Below are 24454 nucleotides of genomic sequence, written 5' to 3'. Positions count from 1 at the left end.
AGCCGGGGTAAACTTCTGCAGGCTTCCCGGAACGACCCGCGAAGTCTCTGCAAACAGGAGAAAAACCCGTGTCCAAGACCCCCGTCCGCAGGGCGCGCGGCGCTGCGCCCGACTGGGACCGGATCCGCGCCGGTTTCGCCGCCGGAGAGCGTGTCGGACTCCTCGCGCGTCAGTTTGGCATACACCACTTTGCCATTTTGAACCGCGCACGGGGCGAAGGGTGGGCCGCTCCCGCCCGGCAGCCGCATCCTGAGACCGCCCCGGCCGCCGCACCCCGCGCGCACCCGCGCACGGCCCGCCGGCGGGCGCCGCTGGAGGTGCGGCTTGCCCGCGTGCTCGACGCCGCGCTCGAGCGGATCGAGGGCACGCTGGCCGAGGCGGGACCCGACGCGCTCGCCGAGCCCCGCACGCTGTCGCGCCTCGACGCTATCCTCAAGCTCTATCCCCGCCTGCGCGAGGCCGCCCGCCGCGACCCCGCGTCCGGCGCCGATCAGGACAGGACCGCCCCCCATGACACTTCCTCCGCCGAGCCCGCTCCCGGCGTCGATGACCTCCTTTGCAAGTTCGATCGCCTTCGCGCCGCGGGAGAGCTTGAGATTCGCGCTCGCCTCCTTGAGCGCGAGCGAGCGGAGGGCGCTTGAGCATGTCTGGCCGCTCTGGGCGCGCGCCGACCAGTTGCCGCCGCAGGGCGACTGGACGACCTGGGTGCTGCTCGGCGGGCGCGGGGCGGGCAAGACGCGCGCCGGGGCCGAATGGGTGCAGACCGCCGTCCGCGCCGGTGCCGCGCGCCGCGTCGCGCTCGTGGGGGAGACGATCCACGATGCCGTCGACGTCATGGTGGACGGTCCCTCCGGCCTCCTGTCGATCGCGCCTGCCGATTTCCGGCCCCGCCTGCAGCGCGGGGAGCGCCGCCTGACCTGGCCTAACGGGGCGCAGGCCTTTCTCTTCTCCGCCAAGGATCCGGAGGGCTTGCGCGGACCCCAGTTCGACCTCGCCTGGGCCGACGAGCTTGCCAAGTGGGCGCGCGCCCGCGACGCTTGGGACATGTTGCAGTTCGGCCTGCGTCTCGGCGCGCGGCCTCGCCAGGTGGTCACGACCACGCCGCGCCCGCTGAAGCTGCTGCGCGAGATCCTCGACGATCCGGGCACGGTCGCGACCTCCGCGCCGACCTACGCGAACCGCGCGAACCTCGCGCCCGCCTTCTTCGACGCCGTGATCCGCCGCTATGAGGGCACGCGCCTCGGCCGGCAGGAGCTGGACGGCCGCCTGCTCGAGGATCATCCCGGCGCGCTCTGGTCCCGCGCCATCCTAGACGAGACGCGCCTGCCGCGCCCGCCGCAACTCGACCGCGTCGTCGTTGCCGTCGATCCGCCCGTCTCGAGCCACGAAGGCTCCGACGAGTGCGGCCTGGTCGTCGCCGGTCTCGCACGCGGGGAGGGGGAGGGGCTGGAGACCGGCTGGCACGGCTTCGTCCTCGCCGATCGCTCGGCGCGCGGCTTGAGTCCCCGGCAATGGGCGGAGCGCGCGGTTGCCGCCTATCACGAGTTCCGTGCCGACCGGCTCATCGCGGAGGTGAACCAGGGCGGTGACATGGTCCGCGCCATCGTCTCGCAGGTCGACAGCCGCGTCGCCTACCGCCCGGTCTATGCCCGGCGCGGAAAGATCACCCGCGCCGAGCCCGTGGCCGCCCTGTACGAGCAGGGCCGCGTCCACCATGTCGGCTGCTTCGAGGCGCTGGAGGACCAGATGTGCGCCTTCACCCTCGACGCGCTGCACGGCCTCGGCACGCGCAGCCCCGACCGTGTCGACGCGCTCGTCTGGGCGCTAACCGAGCTGATGCTCTCCGCACCGCAGGCAGAGCCCCGCGTCCGCCGGGTGTGAGGGGGCGTCCCCGATGCAGGGAGGTGCGGGAAGATAACTTGTTATGAACTTATCATGGTGATAAGTTGTTCCTGGGATGTAGGAACGGATGATGGTTGCGTATGCCGGTCCCCTGGACGCCTGCTGATGCTACTCGGCACATCCGTCAGATCGCGGTTCGCCGGGAGATGACGCTCTATTGGACCGGGCATGCCCGCGACCGTTTGCTGGAGCGCAACCTGATCATGAGCGACGTGCTTCATGTCCTGAAGCGCGGCTTTGTGTACGAGGAGGCGGAGCCATCCACCCGCCATGGGCTTTTCAAGTATGCGATGGAATCCCCGACTCCGAATTCCGGCGCACGTACTGTGCGCGTCGTCGTCGTCCCGGACGTTGGGACGGTCGGGCTCAAGATCGTAACGGTGATGTGGAAAGATGAACCGCGAAACTGACAGCAAGTCTCCCGTTTACCAATACCTGGAGTCAGGACTGGAGAACGTGTTCATCGAAGGGCTGAGCCCATGCACCGACGATTCCGGTGAAGCCTGTTACGCGATCCCGAACATCAACCAGCTTCACCGGGCGATTGCCGAGGCCATCGTCGCACTGCCGCAGAAGATGAGCGGGTCCGAGCTGCGTTTCCTACGGACCGAGATGGGCATGACGCAGGCCGAGCTTGCGCGGATCGTCCACCGCCAGCCGCTCGAGATCAGCCGGTGGGAGCGGGCGGAAACCGACATCGACGACAACGCGGAGGTGGTGCTGCGCTTCCTCGCGGTCGAGAAGCTGGAGCTTCTGCGCGTGGATACCGTGCCGCAGATGTCCGCGCGCGTCGTGAAATCGGCGGTCGAACATCCGATCCGGATCGACGGCTCGAACCCGGATGATTACCGGCCGCTGGCTGCGTGAGGCGGCCTCACGCCGCCTTGCGTGCTGCCTCTGCGCCGAACGCGCCCTCGATCTCGACGAAGTCGTTCGGGTAGAAGCCGTTGAACCAGGTGCGCAGCGACAGCGAGTAGGCGCCGACCTGGCCAACCTCGATCCAGTCGCCCTCGTCCACATCGGGGGGCAGCAGGAAGGGCTTGGGCAGGATGTCGACGGAATCGCACGTCGCGCCCATGATCCGGAAGGCCTCAGGCGCCATGTCTTCCGCCAGCTTGCGGCGCGGCAGGTGCGCGCCCCGGATCAGGCGGACGGGCAGGGAGAGCTTGCCGGTCCACGCATCGCTCAGCGTGCCCCAGACGCCATCGTTGATGTGCAGGCGCTTTCCCTTGCGCAGCGTCACCTGCACGACGACCGACAGGGCCGCCGCGGCGATGGCCCGGCCCGGCTCCGCGATCAGGCGCACGCCGCCGAACCCGTGGGTGCGCACCGCCGCCACGACGCGGTCGAGGATGCGCTCCAGGGGCTCCGGCAGACCGTCGGCGTAAGGGGCGGGGAAGCCGCCGCCGACCGACAGCGCCGCCAGCGGCACGCCAGCCGCGTCCCGCACGGCGGCGGCGCGCGCCACCGCCGCCTCGAACGCCGCGCCGCCTTCGGACTGCGAGCCGACGTGGAAGCACAGCGCCGCCTTCGCGCCGGCCTTCGCGATCGCCTTCAGTAGTGCCGCGGCCTCCCGCGTGTCGGCGCCGAACTTCTTCGACAGCTCGTAGGCCGCGCTCGACTGCGTCGCCAGCCGTACGAACAGCGTCAGTTCGCTCGGGTCGATCTCGGCGGCCTTCGCCACGTCGAGGATCTTCTCCAGTTCCGCCCGGTGGTCGAGCGACAGCGACCGCACGCCATAGGACTGCAGCGCCGCAACGACCTCCGGCCGGCTCTTGACCGGATGCATGTAGAACAGCTCCGCCTTCGGCGAGATGGCGCGGACTGCCCGCATCTCGGCGATGGAGGCGACGTCGAACGCCTCCAGCCCTGCGTGCGCAACGGCGGTCAGCACGATCGGGTCGGGGTTCGTCTTCACCGCATAGGCAACCGTTCCCGGAAACTGGGCGAGGAACGTCCGCGCGGCCTTGGCCGCTTCCTGCGGGCGGAAGCAATAGACGGGGGCTGCCGGTTGCAGGTCGGCGATCGCGTCGTCGGTGGTGGCGTAACGGTCCATCGGCGTCTCCTCCGGGAGAACGGAAAACCCAGGTGCCGGACAAGGCCGGCTTTGGTGGATGCGAAACTGCGCCACACCCTCGCACGCGGGTGTGACGTCCTTTCAGGGCCCTGGCGGCGCTGTCAGAGGTCGTCGAGCAGCGTCCCGATGTAGGGCGGCAGGGCAAATGCGCCCTTGTGCACCTCGGGCGTGTAGTAGCGCGTCCGGCCGTTCAGGCCCGCCGCCTCGAACCGTGCCTTCAGCGTCTCGACGGGCACCTCGCGCAACGCGGCATTGTCGCTCGCCCAGCCCAGCGCCATCTGGCCCCAGACATAGGTGGGCACGGTGCAGATGAAACAGGTGCCATCCCCGAACAGATCGCGGAAGTGCCGGACGGAGTCCTTCAGTTCCGCAGCCTGCGTGAACGGCACGCCGTTCTGCGTCACCATCACGCCGCCGGGCGTCAGCGTCCGCTGGCAGTTCCGGTAGAACGCCTTGGAGAACAAGACCGCGCCGGGACCATGCGGATCGGTCGAATCGACGATTATGACGTCGAACCGCTCCTCCGTCTCGGCCACGAACCTTGCCCCGTCGGCGATCGCCAGCGTCAGCCGCGGATCGTCGAACGCACCGTCCGAGATCTCCGCCAGGTACTTCTTCGAGAAGGTGACCACGCCCTCGTCGATCTCGACCAGGGTGCAGTGTTCCACGCTCTCGTGCCGCAGCACCTCGCGGATTGTGCCGCCGTCGCCGCCCCCGATCACGAGCACGCGTTTCGCGTTCCCGTGCGCGAGGATCGGCGTGTGCGCCATCATCTCGTGATAGACGAACTCGTCCGCCGTCGTGACCTGGGTCACGCCGTCGAGCATCAGCACCCGGCCGAACCGCGCGTTCTCGAAGAGGACGAGATCCTGATGCTCGGTCTTGTCCTCGAAGAGAACGCGGTCCGCGCGGAAGGAGACCTCGACGTCGTCGTAGAGCGTTTCCGATCTCCAGTCCCCGGGCCGCGGCACGCGCCCCCGGGCGCTCATGCCCCGCGGCCCCGCAGGTGCTCGCTCACCACGACCCGCTTGGCGTTGAACGCCTTGCGCAGGATCTCCACGCACACTTCGGGCTTTGCCTCGCCGCACATGAACACGTCGAAGGCAGCAAAGCCGTTCTCCGGCCACGAGTGGACCGAGATGTGGCTTTCCGCCAGCACCGCGACACCGGAGATGCCGCCGTTCGGCGTGAAGTGATGCAGGTGGATATGCAACAGCGTGGCGCCGGCCTCGGTGACGCAATCGCGCAGCACCGACTCCATCAGTTCGAGATTGTCGAGCCCCTCTCCATCGAGCAGGTCGATGATGAGATGGGTCCCGGCGCAGCGGACACCGTTCTTGACGATGAAATGGTCGTATCTCGTGTCCGACGACGTGACGCCGGTGTTGATCTCGATGTTGTCTTCCGTTTGGGCGGTGCTTGGCCTCTGGTCGCGATGCTGAGCCCCCAAGTCCATCCCCAATTGGAAGAGGGCGTGAGCTTCAGACATCTCGTCCTCCCCAACCAGTAGATGTGACCCGGACGTACCGGATTGAGACGCGCGGATATAATGGTTGGGGGGGTGCGATGCAAACCCTTTTTGCGGTTTTGCCTGATTATTTCTGATTATGACAAATCTTTGACCTTCCAAGGGCTTAACAGACGTTTCCGAAGACAGTTTCTGCGCGATTTCAGACCCTTGGGCGGCGTCTGCGCCGGTGGGGTGCAAAAACTTATCCCCGCGCGCTCTGGCCGGGGTAGAGTCGGGAACGGTCGCAAGAAGGCGGCCGCGACGCACACCTCTCTCCGTTTCCATCCGCCCGCGGCGCCGCCGCCTTGTCTCCCGCCGCGCGCGGGGGCCTGGCGGCGGCTGCCTTCCGGAGGTTCCCATCCGATGTTGTCCCTGTTCCGCCGCCGGCGTGCCGCGCCGGCCTCCCTCCCGGCTGTGCCGGCCACGCTCTCCCCGCCGCAGGTCAAGGCGTCCGCCGCCGGCCCGCTCATCGCCTTCTCGGGCGGGGGGCGCGCTGTCTGGAGCCCGCGCGACTACGCTGTCCTTGCGCGCGAAGGCTACGCCGCGAACCCGGTAGTGCACCGCTGCGTGCGGCTTCTTTCCGACGCCGTGTCGATGTTGCCCTGGGTCGTCCTCGCGGATGGCCAGCGCCTCGATACGCACCCGCTTCTCGACCTTCTTCGCCGCCCGAACCCGGCGCAGGGCGGGTCGGAGATGCTGGCCGCCCTGCACGTCTCGCTGATGCTCTCGGGCAATGGATGGCTCGAGGCCGTGAGCGTGCCGGGCCGCGACGGCCCCCGCGTGGCGGAGCTTCACGTGCTCCGCGCCGACCGGGTGAAGGTCGTCCCCGGGCCGGACGGCTGGCCTGCCGCCTACGACTACACGGTGGGCGGGCGCACGCACCGGTTTCCGGGCGGGCCCGAGGGCGCGGTCCTGCACCTGCGCCTGCATCACCCGACGGATGACCACTACGGGCTTTCCCCGCTGGAGGCCGCGGCCCGTGCCGTCGACATCCACAACGCGACGTCGAACTGGGTGAAGGCGTTGCTCGACAATGCGGCCCGGCCGTCCGGCGCGCTCGTCTACGAGGGCACGGGCGGCGCGCCCAACCTCACGCCGGAGCAGTTCGATCGCCTGAAGACCGAGCTTGCGGACCACTACACCGGTGCGGCCAACGCCGGGCGGCCGATGCTGCTCGAGGGCGGTCTCGACTGGAAGCCGATGGGCTTCTCGCCCTCGGACATGGAATTCATCGAGGCGCGCAACGCCGCCGCCCGCGATATCGCGCTGGCTTTCGGCGTGCCGCCGATGCTGTTGGGGCTTCCGGGCGACAACACCTACGCGAACTATCAGGAGGCGAACCGCGCCTTCGCGCGCCAGACCGTCCTGCCGCTGATGGAGAAGACCGCCGCCGCGCTCAGCCGCTGGCTCGCGCCGCGATTCGGGGCGGACGTGCGTCTCGCCGTCGACCGCGATGCGATCCCGGCGCTCCTGCCCGAGCGCGACGCCCTCTGGTCGCGGGTGCACGCGGCGGACGTGCTGACGGTGAACGAGAAGCGTGCAGCCCTCGGTTATCCGCCGGTCGAGGGCGGCGACGCCCCTCCGGGCTGAGCCGCTCCGCGTCAGCCGAGCATGTCGTGCATGCTGGGGCTACCCGCTCTGGGGCGGTCCTGACGGACCTGGACGAGCCGCTGTTTCACGCGCCCCTCGGCGGCAGACGGCATGGGCCTGCCTGCGCGCGGAACGAGGCGGTGCGCCTGCGTTGCGGCGTTCCGCATCTGCCTGCGCGTGCGCACGTAGAGGACGCCCCATCCGATACCGAGGATGAAGGCGAAGACCGCCGCGAATGTCATCGCCGGCAGCATCCATCCATGCAGCGCCATCACCCCTGGCGCGATCGGAAGGCCGCGGCCCTCGTAAAGGCTGGCTGCAGCGGGGAGGGGGATGGCTGCCGCCAGGCTGGCGGCTGCGATCCGGATCGGCATCTGACGCGAAAGCTGTTTCATGGCTTCACCTCTCGATTGAAATCCATCGTAAACGGGGCTGGTAAGCAGACGGTTAATTGCCACTACCGTCGGTTGCGCTGCGGCGCACCACTCCCGGACCTGCCGGAGCGTTCTTCCATGACAACCACGTCCCTCGAAGCGCGGCTCGCCGCGCACGAGGCGGTCGTTGCCGAGCGCTGGGTGCGCGTCGACGACGCGCTGACCCGCCTCGACCGCCAGATCACCCGCCTGGGAGAGCAATGGTGGTGGCTCACCGTCGCGGTCGCCGGTTCGGCGATCAGCGCGGCGGGCGCCCTTCTGCTCGACCGGCTTCCATGACCGGAGCTTCCGCAATGCTGGAAACCAAGTTCACCCGTATCGACGCAGGCTGCCTCGCCGACGGCGTCATCTCGGGGCACGCCTCCCTGTTCGACGTTGCCGACGACTCCGGCGACGTCGTCGCGCCGGGCGCGTTCGCGGCTTCGCTTGCCCGCCGGCCCGCCCAGGCCATCCGCTTTCTCTGGCAGCACGACCCGGGCGAGCCCATCGGCGTCTGGGAAGAGCTTGTCGAGGATGGCCGGGGCCTGCGCGTCCGCGGCCGTCTGGTCGGCGGGGTTCCGCGCGCGGCCTCCGCCGCTGCGCTGCTGTCTGCGGGCGCACTCGACGGTCTGTCCATCGGCTTCCGCACCGCGCAATCCGCACGCCTGCCCGGCGGCGGCCGCCGGCTTCTCGAAATCGACCTGTGGGAGATCTCGCTCGTGACCTTCCCGATGCTTCCCGGCGCCAGGGCCCAGCCGCTCTGGCCGCCGTTCCCGCCTGCGCCGCCACCGGCCGTCCCGGCCGCGGACGATTCCGACGGCCTCGCCGACGCACTGCGCGGCGCCGCCTCCCGCTTTGCCTGACCTGACCCCCTTGCAAGGAGTGACCCGACCCATGACCGCTTCTCACGAGACCCGTGCCGCGCGCACGTCCGACGTCAAGGCCGCGCTCGGCGAGTTCGCCGACGGCTTCAAGTCCTTCCGCGACAGGCTCGACGCGCGCCTCCAGGACCAGGAGCGCCGCCTCGACGGTCTCGCTGCCCGGATGGAGCGTCCGGCGCTCGCGGCCGAGACCAAGTCCGCGCCCTCGCTCCATGCCCGTGCCTTCACCGACTACCTGCGGCGCGGCGACGACAGCCACCTGCGCACGCTCGACCTGAAGGCGCTGTCGGCCAGCGTGGACGGAGAGGGGGGCTATCTCGTCTCTCCGTCCGTCTCCGACACGATCCGCGCCCAGCTCACCGCCACCTCGCCGATCCGTTCCATCGCCTCGGTCGTCGAGACGCAGGGCTCGGGCGTCGAGTTCGTGTTCGACGTCGGCACGTTCGGCGCCGACTGGGTGGCGGAGACCGCCGCCCGGCCCGAGACCGCGACCGGCCAGCTCGTCAAGATCGCGATCCCGGCGCACGAGATTTCCGCGATGCCCAAGGCCACGCAGAAGCTGCTCGACGACGCCGCCTTCGACGTCGAGGGCTGGATCTCGGGCCGCGTCGCGGAAGCCTTCTCGCGTACGGAGAACGCGGCCTTCGTCACCGGCACCGGCTCGGGCCAGCCGCGCGGCTTCCTCAACCATCCGCTCGTGGCCAATGACACCTGGGCGTGGGGCAGCCTCGGCTATGTCCCGACGGGTGCCGCGGGCGCCTTCGCCGCCACCGACCCGGCGGATGCCCTCATCGACCTCGTCTATGCGCTGCCTGCGGCCTACCGGTCGGGTGCCGCGTTCCTGATGAACTCGCGCACCGCCGCCCAGGTCCGGCGCATGAAGGACGCCGACGGCCATTACCTCTGGACCGAGGGGCTGACGGCGGGCCAGCCGGCCCAGCTCCTGGGCCACCCGGTCCGCATCGTCGAGGAGATGCCGGACATCGCCGCCGACGCGCCCGCCATTGCCTTCGGCAATTTCCAGGCGGGCTACACGGTCGTCGACCACCGGGACGTGCGCACGCTGCGCGATCCGTTCTCGGCCAAGCCGCACGTGCTCTTCTACACGACGAAGCGCGTGGGCGGCGACGTGACCGACTTCGCCGCGATCAAGGTGCTGCGCTTCTCCGCGGCCTGATCCGGCGTTCCCCCGCGCGCGTCCTGCCTGTCCCCTCCCTCCCGGGCGGAGCGCGCGCGGGCCTTCCTTTCTCTCTCTCTCTCTCTCTCTTCCACCCGTGTTGCGGAGGTCCGCTCCATGATGCTCGAACCTTTGACCGCGCCCGCCGTCGAGCCCGTCTCGCTCTCGGGCATGCGCGCCCACCTCCGCCTCGACACGCTGGAGGAGGACGCCCCCCTTGCGGACGCCATCGTCGCGGCCCGCGCCTTTGTCGAGGCCCGCACCTCACGTGCGCTGATCGACCAGGTCTTTCGCCTCACGCTCGACGCCTGGCCCGACGACGGCGTGCTGCGCCTGCCGCGCGGGCCCGTCTCCTCCGTCACGGCGGTTGCCGTGCGCGATGCGGAGGGCACCGCGCAGCCGCTCGCGCCCGCCGACTGGATGCTCGAGGCGCGCGCCCATCCCGCCCGCCTCTGGTCCGCGCCCGGCAAGGTCTGGCCCAGGCCCGGCCAGCGCTTTTCCGGCATAGAGGTGACGTTCGTCGCGGGCTACGGACCCGAACCCGACGACGTTCCCGCGCCCTTGCGCCAGGCCGTGCGCCTGCTGGCCGCGTGGTTCTTCGAGCAGCGCCTCGTCGATGCGCCCATCTCCGGCCCGGTGGGGGAGATCGTCGCCGCCCTCATCGCGCCTTTCCGCCTGCCGCGGGTGTTCGCATGAGCGTCAACCGGCTGGAGGAGCGCGTCCGCCTCCTCACGCCCGTCCACACCCCTGACGGGGGCGGCGGGCACGAGATCGTCTGGACCGAGACGGCGAGCCTCTGGGCCGAGGTGCTTGCCCTCTCCGGTTCCGAAAGCCCCGCCGGCGACGGCCGCCTCGTCACCCGCACCGGCTATCGCGTCCGCATCCGTGCGCCGCGCGGCGCCGACCCGGTTCCGCGCGCGGGCGAGCGGTTCGCCTGGCGGGGCGAGGTGCTGGCGATCGGGACCGTCCTGCTGGGCCGGGGCGCTTTTCTCGACTGCCTGTGCGAGCGGGAGAGCTAGTCCGCGAGCGACACCGCCCGGCGCGCTTCTGCCACATGCTCCAGGCATGCCGCCTCGTCGCCCCGCATCGCCGCTGCCCGCGCTTCCGCCAGCGCCTTGCGCGCCTCGGCGATTTCCTGGTCGGCGGCGTACTCGCGGCCCACGCTGATGCCGCCGGGCAGATCGCGCCGGGGCAGGTTCAGCGTGCGTTCGCGCGGCAGTGTCTCGTCGAACTCCCGGCTCGCGCTGCCGGGTGCCGTATGGCCCTGCGTGGCCAGCGAGCCGCGCGACAGCTGGCTCTCGCTCCGCTCGCGTTCCCGCGCCCGCAGCTCGATCCCGTCGATCTCGACCTGCGTGGCCTCGATCTCGTCGACGCAGGCGGCCTGCACCTGGCCTCCGCCAAGGCAGACGAGAGCGGCGAGGGCGATGGCGGCAGCCTTCATGTGTCCCATGACCTTTCCTGACGAAGGGGACGTTCCATGACCTTCCTTACCAGATTCCCGCCTTCCGTGCCTCCCCGCGTTTGCCAGGACCCGCTGCCATGAGCGCCGCCTGGCCGCTGCAGCGCGCGCTGCATGCCGCACTTCTCGCCGATCCGGAGGTGTCCGCGCTCGTCGGCGGGCGCGTCTTCGACCGGGTTCCGCGGCCCGCACCCGGCACGGCCGCCCCCTACCTGGTGATCGGGGAGGCTGCTGCGTCAGACCGTTCCTGCACCGCCGTCGCGGGCGAGGAGCATACGCTTCAGGTCACCGCCGTCTCCCGCGCTGCGGGCCATGGCGAGGCAAAGCGCCTCCTCGCCGCCGTTGCCGTTGCGCTGGAAGCCCAGCCCCTCGCGCCCGAGGGCCACGTCCTCGTGTCGCTTTTCGTGCGCGAAACCCGGTTCGAGACCGCCCGCGACGGGCGCACCACGCTTGGCCGGATGCGCCTGCGCGCCGTGACCGAAGGGCTCTAGCCCGCCCATCGCCTTCCTTCCAGACCCGAAAGGACCATTGCCATGACCGCCCAGCGCGGCAGGGATCTCCTGCTGAAGATTTCCGACGGGGCTGGCGGCTTCGCCACCGTCGCCGGCGTCCGCGCCCGTTCGCTCTCTTTCAACACCCGCGCAGTCGACGTGACGAACGCCGATTCCGCCGGCGCCTGGCGGGAGCTTCTGGCCGGCGCGGGCGCGAAGTCCGCCGCACTCGCCGGCTCCGGCATCTTCCGCGACCAGCCGTCCGACATGATGGTGCGCATCGCCTTCTTCGAGGGGCGCATTGAGACCTGGCAGGTCGTCATCCCCGACTTCGGCACCGTGGAGGGGCCGTTCCAGGTCGTCTCTCTCTCCTACGAGGGCCAGCACGACGGCGAGGTCGGCTTCTCCATCGCGCTCGAATCCGCGGGCGCACTCAGCTTCACGGGGGTCTAGGGCCATGCGTGCCAATCCCCACCGGGGCGAGGTCGCGGCCACGCTCTGCGGCGTGCCGGTCCGCCTGCGCCTGACCCTCGGCGCGCTCGCCGAGATCGAGGAGGCGCTCGCACTCGATACCGCCACGCTCGCCGACCGTCTCGCCGAGGGCCGCCTCGGTGCGCGGGCCGCCGTCGTCATCCTCGCCGCCGCCGCGCGCGCGGGCGGCGCGCCGGAGGTGACGGAGGAGGCGCTCGCCGCCGCCGACATCGAGGGCGGACCCGCCGGGGCCTTCCGCCTCGTCGCCGCGCTCTTCGCGGCGGCCTTCTCGGCGCCGCGGGAGGGGGCATGAGGCGGCTCGCCTTCGCGGCGTTCGTCCGGGCGGGCGTACACGCCCTGCGTCTCCCGCCCGCAGCGGTCTGGGACCTGACGCCGGCGGAGCTTGCGAGCCTCCTGGGCGCGCCCCCTGCCGCCCGCACGCCCCGCGCCGCGCTCGACGACCTCATGCGCCGCTTTCCCGACACCCAAGCCGAACGGGGGCACCCGACCCATGACCGATGAGACGTTCGACACCGCTGCCCGCAACCTCGACGGGGTAGGGGAGGCCGCCCGCACCGCCTTCGCCGCCACCCGCGACGAGTTGCGCGACACCGCCGCCGAGGCCGCCCGCGTCGGCGCGGAGGTCCGCTCCGCTCTGGTCGGCGCGTTCGATGCGGCGATCTTCCGGGGGCGCTCGCTCTCCGACACGCTGCGCGGCATCGGCCGCGACCTCGCCAGCACGGCGCTCCGCACCGCGCTTGGGCCCGTGCAGCAGGCGGCGGGCGGCCTCGTCACCGCCGCGATCGGCCCCCTCGCGGGCGGTCTCGCCGGCCTCGCGGGCCGCATCCTGCCGTTCGCCGACGGCGGTGCCTTCTCGCCCGGCGTCGTGCAGGGACCGCAATTGTTCCCGCTCGCGTCGGGCGGCACCGGCCTGATGGGGGAGGCGGGGGCCGAGGCCATCCTGCCGCTCGCCCGCGACGGCTCGGGCCGCCTCGGCGTCCGCGCCGGGGGCGGTTCGGGGGTGCAGGTGACCGTCAACATCACGACCCCGGACGTGGCGGGTTTCCGCCGCTCCGAAGGCCAGGTCGCCGCCGCGCTTGCCCGCGCCGTGGCCCGCGGCCGCCGCGACCTCTGACCCTCTCGCCCTGACCGGAGACCTGCTCCCATGACCACCGGCGCCTTTCACGACATCCGCTTTCCCGCCGCCATCTCCTTCGGCTCCACCGGCGGGCCGGAGCGGCGCACCGAGATCGTGACCCTGTCGAGCGGGCATGAAGTGCGCAACACGCCCTGGGCGCACGCCCGCCGCCGCTACAACGCCGGGCTCGGCCTGCGCCGCCTCGACGACGTGCACGAGGTACTGTCCTTCTTCGAGGCCCGCCGCGGCCGTCTCTTCGGCTTCCGCTGGAAGGACTGGACCGACTGGAAGTCCTGCCCGCCCAGCGCCGCGATCAGCGCCGCCGACCAGCGGCTTGGCACCGGCGACGGCACCGCAAGCGTCTTCCAGCTTGCCAGGTCCTACGGGCTCGGCGCCGCCGAATACATCCGCCCGGTCACGCGCCCCGTCGCGGGCAGCGTCCGCGTCGCCGCCGACGGCGTGGAACTGGCGGAGGGTGCCGACTTCGCCGTCGACACGGCCACCGGTCTCGTGACCTTCGCCACGACGCCCGCGTCCGGCGCGGTCCTCACCTGCGGCTTCGCCTTCGACGTGCCCGTCCGTTTCGACACCGACACGCTGGAGATCAACCTCGCCGCCTTCGAGGCAGGCGAGATTCCGGCCATTCCCGTCGTGGAGCTGCGCGCATGAGACCCCTGTCCCCCGCCTTTGCCTCCGCCGCCGCGAGGGAAGCCTCGACACTCGCCACCTGCTGGATCGTAACGCGCCGCGACGGTGTCCACCTCGGCTTCACCGCTCATGACCGCCCGATCCTCCTGGACGGCGTGACCTGCCAGCCGCATCTGGGCGCCGACACCGGCGCGCAGGAGGGGGGCGAGGGGCTTGCGCCCTCGACCGCCGAGATTCTCGGCGCGCTGGATGCCGCAGGCCTTGACGCCGCCGACCTCTCCGCCGGTCTCTACGACGGCGCGACGGTTGAGACGTGGCGGGTCGACTGGACCGAACCGGAGGCCCGCCACCTGCTCATGTCCGGCACGCTGGGGGAGGTCGTGCGCGACGGTGCCACCTTCCGGGCGGAGGTGCGCGGCCCCGCCGCAGCCCTCTCGGTGCCGGTCGGCCGTCTCTACCAGCACCTCTGCGACGCCGATCTGGGCGACGCGCGCTGCGGGGTCGATCTCGCGCCCCATTCGGCCACCGCGACGCTCGCCCGCCTCGACGGGGCCGCACGCATCGTACTCGCAGACCTCGCCGCCGCGCCCGGTGCGTTCGCGCGCGGCCGTCTCGTGGTCTCGGGGGGCGAAGCGGTCGGCGCGCTCCGCCACATCCGCGCACACCGCGTCGTCGCGGGCGAGCATGTGCTCGACCTCTGGGAGGGCGCGCCCGGCGGCCTCGCGCCCGGCGATCCGCTCGACCTCGTGGGCGGTTGCGACAAGACCTTCGCGACCTGCCGGGACCGTTTCGCCAACCTGCTCAACTTCCGGGGTTTCCCGCACATGCCGGGGACCGACTGGATCACCTCCTACCCGGTGAAGGGAGACCGCAATGACGGAACGCGCCGTACCGGCTGAGGCTGCAGTACCGGCGGGCCACCGCCGCGCGTTCGAGATCGTCAGCGCCGCGCGCGCCTGGATTGGCACGCCCTACCGCCACCAGGCCGCATGCCGGGGCGCGGGCGCCGATTGCCTCGGCCTCGTACGCGGCGTCTGGCGCGATCTGAAGGGCCGGGAGCCCGAGACGCCGCCGCCCTACGACCCCGGCTGGGGGCTCGCGGCGGGTGCCGAGGACATGCGCGACGCCGCCCGCCGTCACCTCGTCGAGATCGCAGCCCCCGCCCGCCGCCCGGGCGACGTGCTGCTCTTCCGGATGACGGCCGGCGGGCCCGCGCGCCACTGCGCCATCCTCGCCTCGCCCGCGACCATGGTGCACGCCTGGTCGGGCCGCGCGGTCGCCGAGACCTCGTGCGGTCCCGTCTGGCTGCGCCGTCTCGCCCACGTCTTCCGCTTTCCGGACGATTTCTGACGGACAGGAGGCCTGACCATGGCCACGTTGTTACTCACTGCCGCGGGTTCCGCGGCCGGCGGCGCGCTGCTGCCCGGCCTCGGCATCGGCGGCTATGCGCTGACCGGCGCGCAGATCGGCGCGGCCGTCGGCGGCCTTGCGGGCACGCTCATCGATTCCGCGCTGTTTGCGCCCGCGCCCGTCCGCCGGGAGGGGCCGCGTCTCACCGACCTGCACATTCAGGGCGGTGCGGAGGGGGCGGCCATCCCCGCCGTCTTCGGGCGCGCGCGCATCGCGGGGCAGGTGATCTGGGCCGCCCGCTTCCGCGAGACCGCGACGACCCGCAGCGCCGGCGGCGGCAAGGGCCTGGGCGGCGGCGCGTCCTCCACGGTCACCGAGTACGAGTATTCCGCCTCCTTCGCGATTGGCTTGTGCGAGGGGCCCATCGCGCGCGTCGGGCGCATCTGGGCTGACGGCCGCCCGCTCGACCTCACCGGTCTCGCTATCCGCGTTCACAAGGGGGCTGGCGATCAGCTTCCCGACCCGCTGATCGAGATGGTGGAGGGTGCGGGCAACGCGCCTGCCTACCGCGACCTCGCCTATGTCGTGTTCGAGGATCTGCCCCTCGGCCCCTTCGGCAACCGCGTGCCGCAATTGTCGTTCGAGGTCGTCCGTCCTGTCCCCGCTGCGGACGGCGGCCCCTCCTTCGAGGAGCGGATCGAGGCGATCGCCCTCATCCCCGGTGCGGGCGAGTTCGCGCTCGCGACCGATGGCGTGGTCAAGACCGACGGCGCGGGCACCAGTGCGGGCGAGAACCTGAACACCGCGACGGGCCAGCCCGATCTTCTGGCCTCGCTCGACGCCCTCGACGCCGCCGCGCCCAATCTCGGTTCCGTCTCGCTCGTCGTCAGCTGGTTCGGCACCGACCTGCGCTGCGGACGTTGCGAGGTCCGTCCCGGTGTGGAGGTCGCGTCCAAGACCACTGCGCCGCTCACCTGGCGCGCGGGCGGGGTAGGGCGTGCTGAGGCCCATCTCGTCAGCCGGATCGACGGCCAGCCTGCCTATGGCGGCACGCCCTCTGACGACAGCGTGCTCCAGGCCATCGCCGAACTGAAGGCGCGCGGCCACGGCGTCGTTTTCAACCCGTTCCTGATGATGGACGTGCCTGCCGGCAACGCGCTCCCCGACCCGTGGACGGGTGCGCCTTTCCAGCCTGCCTATCCCTGGCGCGGGCGGATCGTCTGCGACCCCGCGCCGGGGGGCGCAAACCTTCTCGCCGATCCGGATCTTGCGGGGCCTGCCTGGGGCCTCGTCGACGGTGCGCAGGTCACGCCGCGCGCCGCCCCGGACCCCGCGGGAGGGGAGGCGGCGGCACTCCTTGCCGATCCCGGCAACGGCTGGGCGCAGGCGGGCCAGACGCTGACCGTCCCCGCGGCCGAGACCACCTACATGCTGTCGGCCTTCATCGCCAAGCAGCCGGGCGCGGCCGCCTTCCCCGTGCTGCGGGCGAACATGCTTGGCGGCAGGCGTGCCGACATCGCGCTGAACCCCGCGACGGGTGCGTTCGCGACCAAGACCTTCTCCGGCGCCGTCATCCTCGAGGCAGGCGTCGAGGATCACGGCACGCACTGGCGGCCCTGGATGCGCTTTCGCAACCCGTCCTCGTCCACCGTCCGGGTCGAGATCTATCCCGCCGTGGGCCTGGTCTCGGCGTTCCCCAATTATTCGGGCGGCGCGACCGGCACCGTCGGCATCTGGCGCGTGGAGTTGCGGGAGGCCCCGGAGCGGCCCGTGGACAATACGCCGCTAGCCGCCGCACAGGTCGCAGCCTTCTTCGGCACGGCCTCGCCTGCCCAGTTCTCGGTATCGGGCAGTACGGTCACCTATTCCGGCCCACCCGAGTGGTCCTATCGCCGCTTCGTCCTGCACTACGCCCATCTCTGCGCAGCGGCCGGCGGCGTCGACGCCTTCCTGCTGGGGTCGGAGCTTCGCGCCCTCACCCAGGTCCGTTCCGGTCCCGGCGTCTACCCCGCGGTCGATGCCTTGCGTGCGCTCGCATCCGACGTGCGCGCCATTCTCGGCCCCTCCGTGAAGATCGGTTATGCCGCCGACTGGTCGGAGTATTTCGGCCACCAGCCCGCCGACGGCACGGGCGACGTCTTCTTCCACCTCGACCCTCTCTGGGCGGATGGCAACGTCGATTTCGTCGGTATCGACGCCTATTTCCCGCTTGCCGACTGGCGGGACGGAGAGGGGCACGCCGACGCGCTTGCCGGCTTCCGCCCCTACGACCCCGCCTATTTCGCGGCCAATGTCGCGGGTGGGGAGGGGTTCGACTGGTACTATCCGGACGAGGCTGCCCGCATCGCGCAGACCCGCGTGCCGATAACCGACGGCGCCTATGGGGAGCCGTGGGTGTTCCGGCCCAAGCACCTCGCCGCCTGGTGGACCAACGCCCACCGCGACCGCGTCTCCGGTATCCGCAAGGCGCAAGCCACCGGCTGGGTGCCGCAGTCCAGGCCCATCTGGCTCATGGAGCTTGGCGTCCCCGCCGTCGACAAGGGCGCGAACCAGCCGAACCTCTTCCTCGACCCCAAGTCGTCGGAGAGCGCGCTTCCCGCCTTTTCCGACGGCGCGAAGGACGAGTTCGTGCAGCGCCGCGCGCTCGACGCCGTGCTTGGCTACTGGCAGCCGGAAGCCGGAAACAATCCCGTCTCTACCGTCTATGGCGGACCGATGGTCGATCCGGCGCGCATTCATCTGTGGGCGTGGGACGCGCGCCCCTTTCCGGACTTCCCGGCCCGCCTGTCGGTCTGGCGGGATGGCGAGAACTGGCGGCGCGGGCATTGGCTCACGGGCCGCCTGGGCCTCGTGCCGCTGGCCGACCTCATAGCGGTGCTGTGCGCGCGCGCCGGCGTGACGAACGTCGACGTGACCCGTGTCGAGGGTCTCGTCGCGGGCTATGCGCTCGACCGGGTGATGAGTCCGCGCGCTGCGCTGGAAGCGTTGCTCGCCACCTGGCGCGTCGACGTGGTGGAGCGGGGCGCAACCCTTGTCTTCGCGACCCGCGGCGGTGCGGTGCCGCGCGACATGGACCTTGCCGGTCTTGCGTTGGCGAGCGAGGACGAAGCGCCGCGCCTTCCTGCCCTGCGCCAGACCCGCGCGGACCCGGGGCCGCTGCCCGCGAGCGTCAAGCTCTCCTTCGTCGATGCGCTGGGCGACTATGCCCGCAGCGCGGTCGAAGCGCGCCGCGCCGCCACCCTGACGCGCGGGGTGGAGGTTGCCGACGCAGCTGTGGTCCTCGCCGCCGACGACGCCGTGGCGCTGGCGGAGGCTGCGCTGGCCGAGGCCTGGTCGGCGCGCACAGTCTGGCGGTTCGCCCTGCCGCCTGCCTTCCTCGACGTGGAGGCAGGCGACGTCCTGCGTCTCGCGCTGCCGGAGGGGCCGCGCCTCGTCCGCGTCACCCGCACCGGCTGGACCGACCGGGTGGAGGTGGAAGCCGTCGCCCACGACGGTGCGGTCCGCGTTCGTGCCGACGGGGACGCGGGAACGCCAAACCTCGCAAGCCCTGCCCTTCGGGGGCCGGTCGACCTCGCGTTTCTCGACCTGCCCCTGCTCGACGGGGAGGATGCCGCGCACCAGCCCTGGGCGGCGGCCTTCGCCGAACCCTGGCCGGGCGGCGTCGCACTCTGGCGGGTGGGGGAGGGCGGCGCGCTCGCCCTCGATCTGCGGCTGGACCGCCCTGCGCTCATGGGCCGGACCGATACCGACTTCTATGCCGGTCCCGTCGGCGTCTGGGATCGCGGCAACCAGCTCTGGGTGCAGTTTCCGCAAGGGGGCGAGCTTCTGGCACGCCCCGACGGCGCGGTACTCTCGGGCGCGAACCTTGCCGCGGTCGAAGGCCCTGACGGCCGGTGGGAGGTGCTGCAGTTCGCAGCCGCGGAGCTCGTCGCGCCCGGCAAGTACCGCCTCTCCCGCTTCCTCCGCGCGCAAGGGGGGACGGAGGATGCGATGGCGAACCCGGTCCCGGCGGGTGCGCGTTTCGTCGTGCTCGACGGGGCCTTGCGGCAGGTTCCGCTCTCGCTCGACCAGCGTGGCCTGCCGATCTCCTGGCGCTACGGGCCGTCGGGCCGTGCCCCCGATCATGCCTTCTACCGGGAGGAGACGCGCACCTTCGCTGCCTTCGGCCTGCGCCCGCTTTCGCCCGTGCATCTGCGCGCCCGCCGTGATCCGGCGACCGGCGACATCGCGTTCGGCTGGATTCGCCGCACCCGTCTCGGTGGCGACAGCTGGGAGGGCGAGGTGCCGCTCGCCGAGGAGCGGGAGGTCTATCGTCTCGAGATCCTGTCGGGAGCCACCCCCGTCCGCATCGTCGAGACGGCCACGCCCACCTGGAGCTACCCCGCCGCCGCGCAGACCGCCGATTTCGGCGCGCCCGTCGGCGGCGCCCTCACCGTCCGCGTGGCGCAGGTCTCCGCCCTCTTCGGGCCGGGACTTGGGCGCACCGCGACGCTTTACCTCTGACACGAACCAAGGGGAGGCCGCCTCATGGCGTCCAGCACCAATCTCCAGCTTGCGCTCCTGCAGCCCGCGCAGGCGCAGAAGCATGTCACGGTCAACGAGTCGCTCCAGACCCTCGACCTTGCCGTTCACCTCTCTGTCGAAAGCCGGTCGCTGACCGCGCCGGTCCCGTCGCCCGCCGATGGCGCCCGCTATCTCGTCGCATCCCCTGCAACGGGCGCGTGGGCCGGTGCCGAGGGCCGCATCTCCGCTTGGCAGGGCGGCGCGTGGCGCTTCCTCGACGCGCGTGCGGGCTGGCTGTGCCATGTCGCCGACGAGGGGCGCCTCATTCGTCACGACGGCCTTGGCTGGACCGACAGCCTCGGCACGCTGACGCTGTCGTCCCTCGCGCTCGATGCCCCGGTCGAGGGGTCGGCGAGCGCCGGCTCGGCTGCGCTCCCTGCCCAGCCCGCCGGCTTCGTTTCGGTCGCGGTGGACGGAAGCGCCTACCGCATCCCCCTCTATCTGCCCTGAGCGGGGAGGGGACCATGACCGAACTTTCTCCGCTCGCCGCCTCCGTCCGGCCGGAGGACATGGACGTCCTCGCCCGCACCATCTGGGGGGAGGCCCGCGGCGAGGCGCCCGAGGGCCGCACCGCGGTCGCCTGGGTCATCCGCAACCGTGCCGCCCTCGCGGCGGAGCGTATGGCCCGCAAGGCCACGCCGCACCCGCTCTTCGGCGACGGCTCGCTCGCAGGCGCGTGCAAGGCGCGCTGGCAGTTCTCCTGCTGGAACGCGAACGACCCGAACCGCGGGCCGATGCTGGCAGTAGGGTTCGCCGATGCCGCCTTCGCCGACGCCTTCGCGGTCGCCTGCCGGGTACTGCATGCCGCCGTGCCCGATCCGACGGGCGGGGCGACCCACTACCACAACCATCGCATCGAGCCGCACTGGACCCGCGGCGCGCGCCCGACCGCGATGATCGGCCGCCACGTCTTCTACACCGACGTGCCCTGAGCGCGGACACGTCGCAGCCTGAATCTGAAAGGACCTTAGCCATGGATACGATCCTCTCCCTGCTCGAGGCCGTGCCGGCCTGGCTGACCGCCATCCTGGGGCTCGTCAGCGCAGCGTCCGCCATCACGGCGCTCACGCCCACGCCCCGCGACGACGAGATCGCGGGCAAGCTTTACCGCGTCCTCGAGGTGCTCGCCCTCAATATCGGGCGTGCCAAGGACCAGCCGGCCAACCGGGCCGGCGAGGGGACGGAGTGAGCCCGTGTCCGGCCTTTCCCTCCTCGGCGCGCTCCTCGCCAGTCATGGCCTCGCGCTCTGGTTCGCCTGGCGGCTCGGCCGCCGGGCGGGCCGGGCAGAGGCGGAGGCCGACGCGGCCGACCGCGCGCTCCGGCTTCAGCGCCGGCTGGCGGAAATGGCGGCTCTTCCTTCCCTTGACCGTGACGCTCTTGTGCGCGAGTTGCGCAGCGCCGGGCTTTGAGGCAGGCAGCGCCTGCCCGCCGCTCGTTTCATACGAGCCGGGGTTCGCGGTTCTGCTGGCTGCGGAGATCGAGGCACTTCCGGAAGGCACGGCCATCGCGCGGGCGATCGAGGATTACCGGCGCCTGCGCCGGGTCGTAGCCGTGTGCCGGGCCTTTGCCCGTCCTGCCGGTCCCTAGTCCGCATCGGCAGGCAGGCGGTCTCTTGCAGGGGCGCCCACTGCGTCCGATGCCCGTCTTTCTCTGGCCTTTTGCGGCATCATGGCGCTATCGTTCCGGCCTCGGAAGCCGCACTCAAGCGGCGAGGGAGCGAAGGGAGACGGACGGATGCCCAAGGGCTACTGGATCGCACGGGTCGATGTTCAGGATCCGGAGACCTACAAGAAGTACGTCGAGGGGGCCGCGCCCGCCTTCAAGGAATTTGGTGCCCGCTTCATCATCCGCGGTGGCCCGATGGAGGTCCGCGAGGGGGAGGGGAGGGCTCGTAATGTCGTGATCGAGTTCGACTCCGTCGAGACGGCGCGCGCATGCTACGAGTCGAAGACCTATCAGGACGCAGCGAAGTACCGGAAGCAGGCGGCCGTCTCCGACCTGATCATCGTCGAGGGGTATTCTTGACCGGTGCGGGCCCGACCCCACCTTTGTCAGACGCGTCTCAAGTCTGGGATCTGAACCATGAGCGCCGGAAATAGCACGAACGTGGGCTTCAACGTCGTCGGCCGCCGTGCCGAGCTGAAGGAGCTGGACCCCGTCTGGTTCCGCATCCGCGAGGAGGCGGAGGGGCAGGTTCAGGCCGAACCACTGCTCGCCAGCCTGATCCACGCGACCGTGCTGTCGCACGGATCGCTGGAATCGGCACTGTCCTACACGCTTGCCCACAAGCTCGCGAACGAGGACATGCGCTCCATGGCCTTGCGCGCGGTGTTCGACGAGGCGTTCGGTGACGATCCGCGGATCGCCCATGCAGTTCGGGCCGACGTGGTGGCCGTGTTCGACCGGGATCCGGCGTGCGCCGCCTATCTCGACCCGATCCTCTATTTCAAGGGCTTCCAGGCTCTGCAGAGCTATCGTGCGGCCCACTGGCTCTGGAAGCGGGGGCGCCGCGCGCTCGCCCGCTACCTGCAGAGCCGGATTTCGGAGACGTTCGGCGTCGACATCCATCCCGCTGCACGTATTGGCCGCGGCATCATGATCGATCATGCGACGGGGGTGGTGATCGGCGAGACGGCAGTCGTCGGCGACGATTGCTCGCTCCTCCACGGTGTGACCCTCGGCGGTACCGGCAAGGAGGCGGGCGACCGCCATCCGAAAATCGAACGCGGCGTCCTCATCGGCGCGGGGGCGAGTGTGCTCGGCAACATTCGGGTCGGCCATTGCTCGCGGGTCGCGTCGGGAAGTGTCGTGCTGGCCGATGTGCCGCCCAACTCCACGGTGGCGGGCGTTCCCGCGCGCGTCGTGGGGCGGTCCGGCTGTGCCGAGCCGGCGCGCGCGATGGATCAGAGCATCCCGGTGGACGAGCCCGACTATTCCATTTGACGGACAGGCCCCAGCCGGGGGCGGCGCGGTCCATGGGGGTCCGGGACCGCGCTTATTGTGCCGGGCCGAATCCTCCCGCACCATCTAGATTCTCCGGCCTGCGTTCGGGGGGCCGGAACGGAGAGGGAGGAATGGCCCATGACAGCGATCTCCACCATCCTTAGGGAAAAGGGCGGGCAGGTCGAAACGGTCCTGGCGGATACCGGCATCGCCGAGGCTGTGAACCTGCTTGCGCAAAAGCGGATCGGCGCGCTTGTCGTTCTGGACGCGCGCAAGCGTCTGTCCGGGATCATTTCGGAGCGCGATATCGTCCGCGCCCTGGCGGAGCATGGGGCAGCCGCTCTCGACATGGATGTCGGCAGCCTCATGACCCGCAAGGTCGTGACCTGCGTGGGCGAGGATACGGTCGACGAGGTGATGGGCGTGATGACATCCGGCCGGTTCCGCCATGCTCCCGTGATGGAGGGGGATCGTCTCGTCGGTCTCGTGTCGATCGGCGACGTCGTCAAGTACAAGATTGCCGAGGCGACGGCGGAGGCCGAGGCGCTCAAGACTTACATATCCGCGGGCTGACCGGCCGCGCGAGAGGCGGGGTTTACCGCGCGGCCGCGATCAACGCCTTCAGGTCTGGCAGGATCTCGCGTACTGCGTCGCGCCCGGCGCGGATGGAGTCATCTGCCTTGTCGAAGTCCAGCAGGCCCACGTGCGCCATCCGCGGCGAGATGATCTGGTCGGGCGGGTCGCCTGCGAGGCGCGCGCGTGCGATGCGGTCAAGCATGATGCTCAGCGAGTTGATCATCACGGTCGAGAGGCCGGGGCCGGTACGTCCGCGCCCCAGTATCTGGCGCAGCATGCGTGTGCGCGTCGTGGCTAGCAAGCCGCTGCCCGGGGCGTCAGCGGCCTCAGCCCGTGCTTCCAGCTCCTCAACCGATGTGTCCGCGTGCCGCGCGATCCCGCGCCGGATGTCGAAGGTCACGCCTATGACGATGTCTGCGCCCAGTGCCCGGCAAACGGAAACGGGCACGGGATTGACCAGGGCACCGTCTACCAGGTGCCGGCCATCGATCTCGACCGGCGGGAAAACCCCGGGCAGGGCGTAGGACGCCCGGATCGCGGGGACCAGCGCGCCTTCGGCAAGCCACACCTCGTTGCCCGTGTCGAGGTCGGTTGCCACGGCCACGAAGCGGGGCGAGAGATCCTCGATCCTTTGCACGGGGATGTCCGTGGCCAGCAGGGTGGCCAGGCGCTCCCCCGCGATCAGGCCGCCGCTGCCGAGACGCACGTCGAGATAACGCAGCACGCCGCGCGCTGTCAGGCTGCGGGCGAAGGTCTCCAGTGCGGAAAGCGCGTTACCTGCGAAAGCGGCACCTGCAACTGCACCGATCGAGGTGCCGGCGATCACGTCCGGCCGGATGCCGGCCTGCGAAAGCGCGTCGAGGATCCCGATGTGCGCCCACCCCCGCGCGATGCCTGCGCCGAGGGCGAGCCCGATGCGGGGCCGGGTTTGCTTGGACATGGCGCTCTGCGGGCCTCCCGGTGGAAGCGCAAGGGGATGCTGCCCAAAGGTTTGCGCAGCCTTGCGCCAGGTCAATTACAGGTAGAGGAAAAAAGTGCATTTTTCCTGTTTACAGGGTGGGCAGGCAGGGCTATACACCGCGCCCGCACCGACGGGGCAGCGACGGCAGAGACGCCGAAAAAAAGCGCTTGACGGTGAGGGTCGGAGAGGTCAGAAAGCGGCCTCCTGATTTCGGGGCTCCGGCCCCGCGCTCTTTGACAGATTTGAGGATTGAGGAGACGTGTGGGCGGCGGTGCATGGGCACTGTTATATGGTCGCTCATATG

32 protein-coding genes are annotated in these 24454 nt (G+C 70.8%); 26 read left to right on the top strand and 6 right to left on the bottom strand.

Translation table 11 applies throughout. The features are described 5' to 3' along the window. The first annotated feature begins 68 nt into the window (after positions 1-68). The 4 genes from NJQ99_RS12825 (at position 69) to NJQ99_RS12810 (ending at position 2769) form a co-directional block, all read left to right on the top strand. Positions 69-641 carry a hypothetical protein gene (locus NJQ99_RS12825; RefSeq protein WP_269333263.1) on the top strand — a complete coding sequence of 191 codons (573 nt, stop codon included), beginning with the start codon at positions 69-71 and terminating at the stop codon, positions 639-641. Continuing rightward, the gene (locus NJQ99_RS12820; RefSeq protein WP_407933370.1) at positions 547-1881 is read left to right on the top strand and encodes a DNA-packaging protein; all 1335 of its coding nucleotides are present in this window, start codon (positions 547-549) and stop codon (positions 1879-1881) included. Before NJQ99_RS12825 ends, NJQ99_RS12820 begins: the two co-directional genes overlap by 95 nt. Before the next feature lie 167 nt (positions 1882-2048). Next, entirely contained in the window at positions 2049-2312 is a 264-nt protein-coding gene (locus tag NJQ99_RS12815) for a DUF4258 domain-containing protein (protein ID WP_269333261.1), read from the top strand. Continuing rightward, the gene (locus NJQ99_RS12810) at positions 2296-2769 is read left to right on the top strand and encodes a transcriptional regulator (RefSeq protein ID WP_269333260.1); all 474 of its coding nucleotides are present in this window, start codon (positions 2296-2298) and stop codon (positions 2767-2769) included. The genes NJQ99_RS12815 and NJQ99_RS12810 overlap by 17 nt, the downstream gene beginning before the upstream one ends. Positions 2770-2776: 7 nt before the next feature. Here the strand turns inward: NJQ99_RS12810 and NJQ99_RS12805 are convergent, their stop codons facing one another. The 3 genes from NJQ99_RS12805 to speD form a co-directional block, all read right to left on the bottom strand. Next, on the bottom strand, positions 2777-3958 hold the full coding sequence (locus NJQ99_RS12805; RefSeq protein WP_269333259.1) for a type III PLP-dependent enzyme domain-containing protein: 1182 nt from the start codon (positions 3956-3958) through the stop codon (positions 2777-2779). 122 nt (positions 3959-4080) lie between these two features. Then, positions 4081-4968 (bottom strand): polyamine aminopropyltransferase, encoded by an 888-nt coding sequence (speE, locus tag NJQ99_RS12800; protein ID WP_269333258.1) that lies wholly within the window; start codon positions 4966-4968, stop codon positions 4081-4083. Next, entirely contained in the window at positions 4965-5468 is a 504-nt protein-coding gene (gene speD / locus NJQ99_RS12795) for an adenosylmethionine decarboxylase (protein WP_269333257.1), read from the bottom strand. Before speD ends, speE begins: the two co-directional genes overlap by 4 nt. Before the next feature lie 384 nt (positions 5469-5852). On the opposite strand from speD, the gene NJQ99_RS12790 reads away from it, so the two are divergent. Beyond that, complete coding sequence (locus NJQ99_RS12790; protein WP_269333256.1) at positions 5853-7079, top strand: phage portal protein; 1227 nt, start codon at positions 5853-5855, stop codon at positions 7077-7079. A gap of 11 nt (positions 7080-7090) precedes the next feature. Here the strand turns inward: NJQ99_RS12790 and NJQ99_RS12785 are convergent, their stop codons facing one another. Beyond that, complete coding sequence (locus tag NJQ99_RS12785) at positions 7091-7474, bottom strand: hypothetical protein (RefSeq protein WP_269333255.1); 384 nt, start codon at positions 7472-7474, stop codon at positions 7091-7093. Positions 7475-7591: 117 nt separating this feature from the next. On the opposite strand from NJQ99_RS12785, the gene NJQ99_RS12780 reads away from it, so the two are divergent. The 5 genes from NJQ99_RS12780 to NJQ99_RS12760 all read left to right on the top strand — a co-directional run bounded on the left by NJQ99_RS12780 (position 7592) and on the right by NJQ99_RS12760 (position 10569). Then, on the top strand, positions 7592-7792 hold the full coding sequence (locus NJQ99_RS12780) for a hypothetical protein (protein ID WP_269333254.1): 201 nt from the start codon (positions 7592-7594) through the stop codon (positions 7790-7792). A gap of 14 nt (positions 7793-7806) precedes the next feature. Then, positions 7807-8355 (top strand): HK97 family phage prohead protease, encoded by a 549-nt coding sequence (locus NJQ99_RS12775; RefSeq protein ID WP_269333253.1) that lies wholly within the window; start codon positions 7807-7809, stop codon positions 8353-8355. A gap of 31 nt (positions 8356-8386) precedes the next feature. Further along, complete coding sequence (locus tag NJQ99_RS12770; RefSeq protein WP_269333252.1) at positions 8387-9550, top strand: phage major capsid protein; 1164 nt, start codon at positions 8387-8389, stop codon at positions 9548-9550. A 117-nt stretch (positions 9551-9667) separates the two neighbouring features. After that, positions 9668-10246, top strand: a complete 579-nt coding sequence (locus tag NJQ99_RS12765) for a head-tail connector protein (protein WP_269333251.1) — start codon at positions 9668-9670, stop codon at positions 10244-10246. Then, positions 10243-10569, top strand: coding sequence for a head-tail adaptor protein (locus tag NJQ99_RS12760; RefSeq protein WP_269333250.1), 327 nt, complete (start codon positions 10243-10245; stop codon positions 10567-10569). The genes NJQ99_RS12765 and NJQ99_RS12760 overlap by 4 nt, the downstream gene beginning before the upstream one ends. Here the strand turns inward: NJQ99_RS12760 and NJQ99_RS12755 are convergent. Next, the gene (locus NJQ99_RS12755) at positions 10566-11000 is read right to left on the bottom strand and encodes a hypothetical protein (RefSeq protein ID WP_269333249.1); all 435 of its coding nucleotides are present in this window, start codon (positions 10998-11000) and stop codon (positions 10566-10568) included. The genes NJQ99_RS12760 and NJQ99_RS12755 overlap by 4 nt on opposite strands. An 89-nt stretch (positions 11001-11089) precedes the next feature. Here NJQ99_RS12755 and NJQ99_RS12750 point away from each other — a divergent pair, with 89 nt between their 5' ends. From NJQ99_RS12750 to NJQ99_RS12675, 16 genes are all read left to right on the top strand, one after another. Then, on the top strand, positions 11090-11500 hold the full coding sequence (locus tag NJQ99_RS12750) for a DUF3168 domain-containing protein (RefSeq protein WP_269333248.1): 411 nt from the start codon (positions 11090-11092) through the stop codon (positions 11498-11500). A gap of 42 nt (positions 11501-11542) precedes the next feature. After that, the gene (locus tag NJQ99_RS12745; protein ID WP_269333247.1) at positions 11543-11953 is read left to right on the top strand and encodes a phage major tail protein, TP901-1 family; all 411 of its coding nucleotides are present in this window, start codon (positions 11543-11545) and stop codon (positions 11951-11953) included. Between the two features lie 4 nt (positions 11954-11957). Beyond that, entirely contained in the window at positions 11958-12284 is a 327-nt protein-coding gene (locus NJQ99_RS12740) for a GTA-gp10 family protein (RefSeq protein WP_269333246.1), read from the top strand. After that, positions 12281-12493, top strand: coding sequence for a phage tail assembly chaperone (locus NJQ99_RS12735; RefSeq protein ID WP_269333245.1), 213 nt, complete (start codon positions 12281-12283; stop codon positions 12491-12493). The genes NJQ99_RS12740 and NJQ99_RS12735 overlap by 4 nt, the downstream gene beginning before the upstream one ends. After that, the gene (locus NJQ99_RS12730; protein WP_269333244.1) at positions 12483-13106 is read left to right on the top strand and encodes a phage tail tape measure protein; all 624 of its coding nucleotides are present in this window, start codon (positions 12483-12485) and stop codon (positions 13104-13106) included. Before NJQ99_RS12735 ends, NJQ99_RS12730 begins: the two co-directional genes overlap by 11 nt. 30 nt (positions 13107-13136) lie before the next feature. After that, positions 13137-13778 (top strand): DUF2460 domain-containing protein, encoded by a 642-nt coding sequence (locus tag NJQ99_RS12725; protein ID WP_269333243.1) that lies wholly within the window; start codon positions 13137-13139, stop codon positions 13776-13778. Beyond that, complete coding sequence (locus NJQ99_RS12720; RefSeq protein ID WP_269333242.1) at positions 13775-14656, top strand: DUF2163 domain-containing protein; 882 nt, start codon at positions 13775-13777, stop codon at positions 14654-14656. The genes NJQ99_RS12725 and NJQ99_RS12720 overlap by 4 nt, the downstream gene beginning before the upstream one ends. Further along, positions 14631-15107 carry an NlpC/P60 family protein gene (locus NJQ99_RS12715; RefSeq protein ID WP_269333241.1) on the top strand — a complete coding sequence of 159 codons (477 nt, stop codon included), beginning with the start codon at positions 14631-14633 and terminating at the stop codon, positions 15105-15107. Before NJQ99_RS12720 ends, NJQ99_RS12715 begins: the two co-directional genes overlap by 26 nt. 18 nt (positions 15108-15125) lie before the next feature. Further along, positions 15126-19610: a baseplate multidomain protein megatron gene (locus tag NJQ99_RS12710; protein WP_269333240.1), complete on the top strand. Its 4485-nt coding sequence runs from the start codon at positions 15126-15128 to the stop codon at positions 19608-19610. A 24-nt stretch (positions 19611-19634) separates the two neighbouring features. Further along, the gene (locus NJQ99_RS12705) at positions 19635-20120 is read left to right on the top strand and encodes a DUF2793 domain-containing protein (protein WP_269333239.1); all 486 of its coding nucleotides are present in this window, start codon (positions 19635-19637) and stop codon (positions 20118-20120) included. A 14-nt stretch (positions 20121-20134) separates the two neighbouring features. After that, the gene (locus NJQ99_RS12700; RefSeq protein WP_269333238.1) at positions 20135-20602 is read left to right on the top strand and encodes a cell wall hydrolase; all 468 of its coding nucleotides are present in this window, start codon (positions 20135-20137) and stop codon (positions 20600-20602) included. Positions 20603-20643: 41 nt separating this feature from the next. Next, the gene (locus tag NJQ99_RS12695) at positions 20644-20859 is read left to right on the top strand and encodes a hypothetical protein (RefSeq protein ID WP_269333237.1); all 216 of its coding nucleotides are present in this window, start codon (positions 20644-20646) and stop codon (positions 20857-20859) included. 4 nt (positions 20860-20863) lie between these two features. Beyond that, positions 20864-21079 (top strand): hypothetical protein, encoded by a 216-nt coding sequence (locus tag NJQ99_RS12690; RefSeq protein ID WP_269333236.1) that lies wholly within the window; start codon positions 20864-20866, stop codon positions 21077-21079. 325 nt (positions 21080-21404) lie between these two features. Further along, positions 21405-21695 carry a DUF1330 domain-containing protein gene (locus NJQ99_RS12685; protein WP_269333235.1) on the top strand — a complete coding sequence of 97 codons (291 nt, stop codon included), beginning with the start codon at positions 21405-21407 and terminating at the stop codon, positions 21693-21695. 57 nt (positions 21696-21752) lie between these two features. Further along, positions 21753-22613 carry a serine O-acetyltransferase gene (cysE, locus tag NJQ99_RS12680; protein ID WP_269333234.1) on the top strand — a complete coding sequence of 287 codons (861 nt, stop codon included), beginning with the start codon at positions 21753-21755 and terminating at the stop codon, positions 22611-22613. A 138-nt stretch (positions 22614-22751) separates the two neighbouring features. Beyond that, positions 22752-23186 carry a CBS domain-containing protein gene (locus NJQ99_RS12675; protein ID WP_269333233.1) on the top strand — a complete coding sequence of 145 codons (435 nt, stop codon included), beginning with the start codon at positions 22752-22754 and terminating at the stop codon, positions 23184-23186. A gap of 22 nt (positions 23187-23208) precedes the next feature. Here NJQ99_RS12675 and NJQ99_RS12670 read toward each other — a convergent pair whose 3' ends face one another. Beyond that, the gene (locus NJQ99_RS12670; RefSeq protein ID WP_269333232.1) at positions 23209-24129 is read right to left on the bottom strand and encodes a patatin-like phospholipase family protein; all 921 of its coding nucleotides are present in this window, start codon (positions 24127-24129) and stop codon (positions 23209-23211) included. Positions 24130-24454 lie beyond the last annotated feature (325 nt).

The organism is Futiania mangrovi (genome assembly GCF_024158125.1).
GTDB classification, from domain to species: domain Bacteria; phylum Pseudomonadota; class Alphaproteobacteria; order Futianiales; family Futianiaceae; genus Futiania; species Futiania mangrovi.
Note: the sequence above shows the minus strand (reverse complement) of the source record. Positions and strands in the feature narration are given on the sequence as shown.

Coding starts and splice junctions, on each gene's coding strand:
- speD (WP_269333257.1), bottom strand. CDS start 5,468: ATGTCTGAAGCTCACGCCCTCTTCCAATTGGGGATGGACTTGGGGGCT.
- NJQ99_RS12735 (WP_269333245.1), top strand. CDS start 12,281: ATGAGGCGGCTCGCCTTCGCGGCGTTCGTCCGGGCGGGCGTACACGCC.
- cysE (WP_269333234.1), top strand. CDS start 21,753: ATGAGCGCCGGAAATAGCACGAACGTGGGCTTCAACGTCGTCGGCCGC.
- NJQ99_RS12765 (WP_269333251.1), top strand. CDS start 9,668: ATGATGCTCGAACCTTTGACCGCGCCCGCCGTCGAGCCCGTCTCGCTC.
- NJQ99_RS12715 (WP_269333241.1), top strand. CDS start 14,631: ATGACGGAACGCGCCGTACCGGCTGAGGCTGCAGTACCGGCGGGCCAC.
- NJQ99_RS12820 (WP_407933370.1), top strand. CDS start 547: ATGACCTCCTTTGCAAGTTCGATCGCCTTCGCGCCGCGGGAGAGCTTG.
- NJQ99_RS12675 (WP_269333233.1), top strand. CDS start 22,752: ATGACAGCGATCTCCACCATCCTTAGGGAAAAGGGCGGGCAGGTCGAA.
- NJQ99_RS12705 (WP_269333239.1), top strand. CDS start 19,635: ATGGCGTCCAGCACCAATCTCCAGCTTGCGCTCCTGCAGCCCGCGCAG.
- NJQ99_RS12810 (WP_269333260.1), top strand. CDS start 2,296: ATGAACCGCGAAACTGACAGCAAGTCTCCCGTTTACCAATACCTGGAG.
- NJQ99_RS12710 (WP_269333240.1), top strand. CDS start 15,126: ATGGCCACGTTGTTACTCACTGCCGCGGGTTCCGCGGCCGGCGGCGCG.
- NJQ99_RS12750 (WP_269333248.1), top strand. CDS start 11,090: ATGAGCGCCGCCTGGCCGCTGCAGCGCGCGCTGCATGCCGCACTTCTC.
- NJQ99_RS12740 (WP_269333246.1), top strand. CDS start 11,958: ATGCGTGCCAATCCCCACCGGGGCGAGGTCGCGGCCACGCTCTGCGGC.
- NJQ99_RS12815 (WP_269333261.1), top strand. CDS start 2,049: ATGACGCTCTATTGGACCGGGCATGCCCGCGACCGTTTGCTGGAGCGC.
- NJQ99_RS12775 (WP_269333253.1), top strand. CDS start 7,807: ATGCTGGAAACCAAGTTCACCCGTATCGACGCAGGCTGCCTCGCCGAC.
- NJQ99_RS12770 (WP_269333252.1), top strand. CDS start 8,387: ATGACCGCTTCTCACGAGACCCGTGCCGCGCGCACGTCCGACGTCAAG.
- NJQ99_RS12745 (WP_269333247.1), top strand. CDS start 11,543: ATGACCGCCCAGCGCGGCAGGGATCTCCTGCTGAAGATTTCCGACGGG.
- NJQ99_RS12670 (WP_269333232.1), bottom strand. CDS start 24,129: ATGTCCAAGCAAACCCGGCCCCGCATCGGGCTCGCCCTCGGCGCAGGC.
- NJQ99_RS12700 (WP_269333238.1), top strand. CDS start 20,135: ATGACCGAACTTTCTCCGCTCGCCGCCTCCGTCCGGCCGGAGGACATG.
- NJQ99_RS12695 (WP_269333237.1), top strand. CDS start 20,644: ATGGATACGATCCTCTCCCTGCTCGAGGCCGTGCCGGCCTGGCTGACC.
- NJQ99_RS12780 (WP_269333254.1), top strand. CDS start 7,592: ATGACAACCACGTCCCTCGAAGCGCGGCTCGCCGCGCACGAGGCGGTC.
- NJQ99_RS12730 (WP_269333244.1), top strand. CDS start 12,483: ATGACCGATGAGACGTTCGACACCGCTGCCCGCAACCTCGACGGGGTA.
- NJQ99_RS12755 (WP_269333249.1), bottom strand. CDS start 11,000: ATGGGACACATGAAGGCTGCCGCCATCGCCCTCGCCGCTCTCGTCTGC.
- NJQ99_RS12760 (WP_269333250.1), top strand. CDS start 10,243: ATGAGCGTCAACCGGCTGGAGGAGCGCGTCCGCCTCCTCACGCCCGTC.
- NJQ99_RS12785 (WP_269333255.1), bottom strand. CDS start 7,474: ATGAAACAGCTTTCGCGTCAGATGCCGATCCGGATCGCAGCCGCCAGC.
- NJQ99_RS12790 (WP_269333256.1), top strand. CDS start 5,853: ATGTTGTCCCTGTTCCGCCGCCGGCGTGCCGCGCCGGCCTCCCTCCCG.
- NJQ99_RS12725 (WP_269333243.1), top strand. CDS start 13,137: ATGACCACCGGCGCCTTTCACGACATCCGCTTTCCCGCCGCCATCTCC.
- NJQ99_RS12685 (WP_269333235.1), top strand. CDS start 21,405: ATGCCCAAGGGCTACTGGATCGCACGGGTCGATGTTCAGGATCCGGAG.
- speE (WP_269333258.1), bottom strand. CDS start 4,968: ATGAGCGCCCGGGGGCGCGTGCCGCGGCCCGGGGACTGGAGATCGGAA.
- NJQ99_RS12720 (WP_269333242.1), top strand. CDS start 13,775: ATGAGACCCCTGTCCCCCGCCTTTGCCTCCGCCGCCGCGAGGGAAGCC.
- NJQ99_RS12805 (WP_269333259.1), bottom strand. CDS start 3,958: ATGGACCGTTACGCCACCACCGACGACGCGATCGCCGACCTGCAACCG.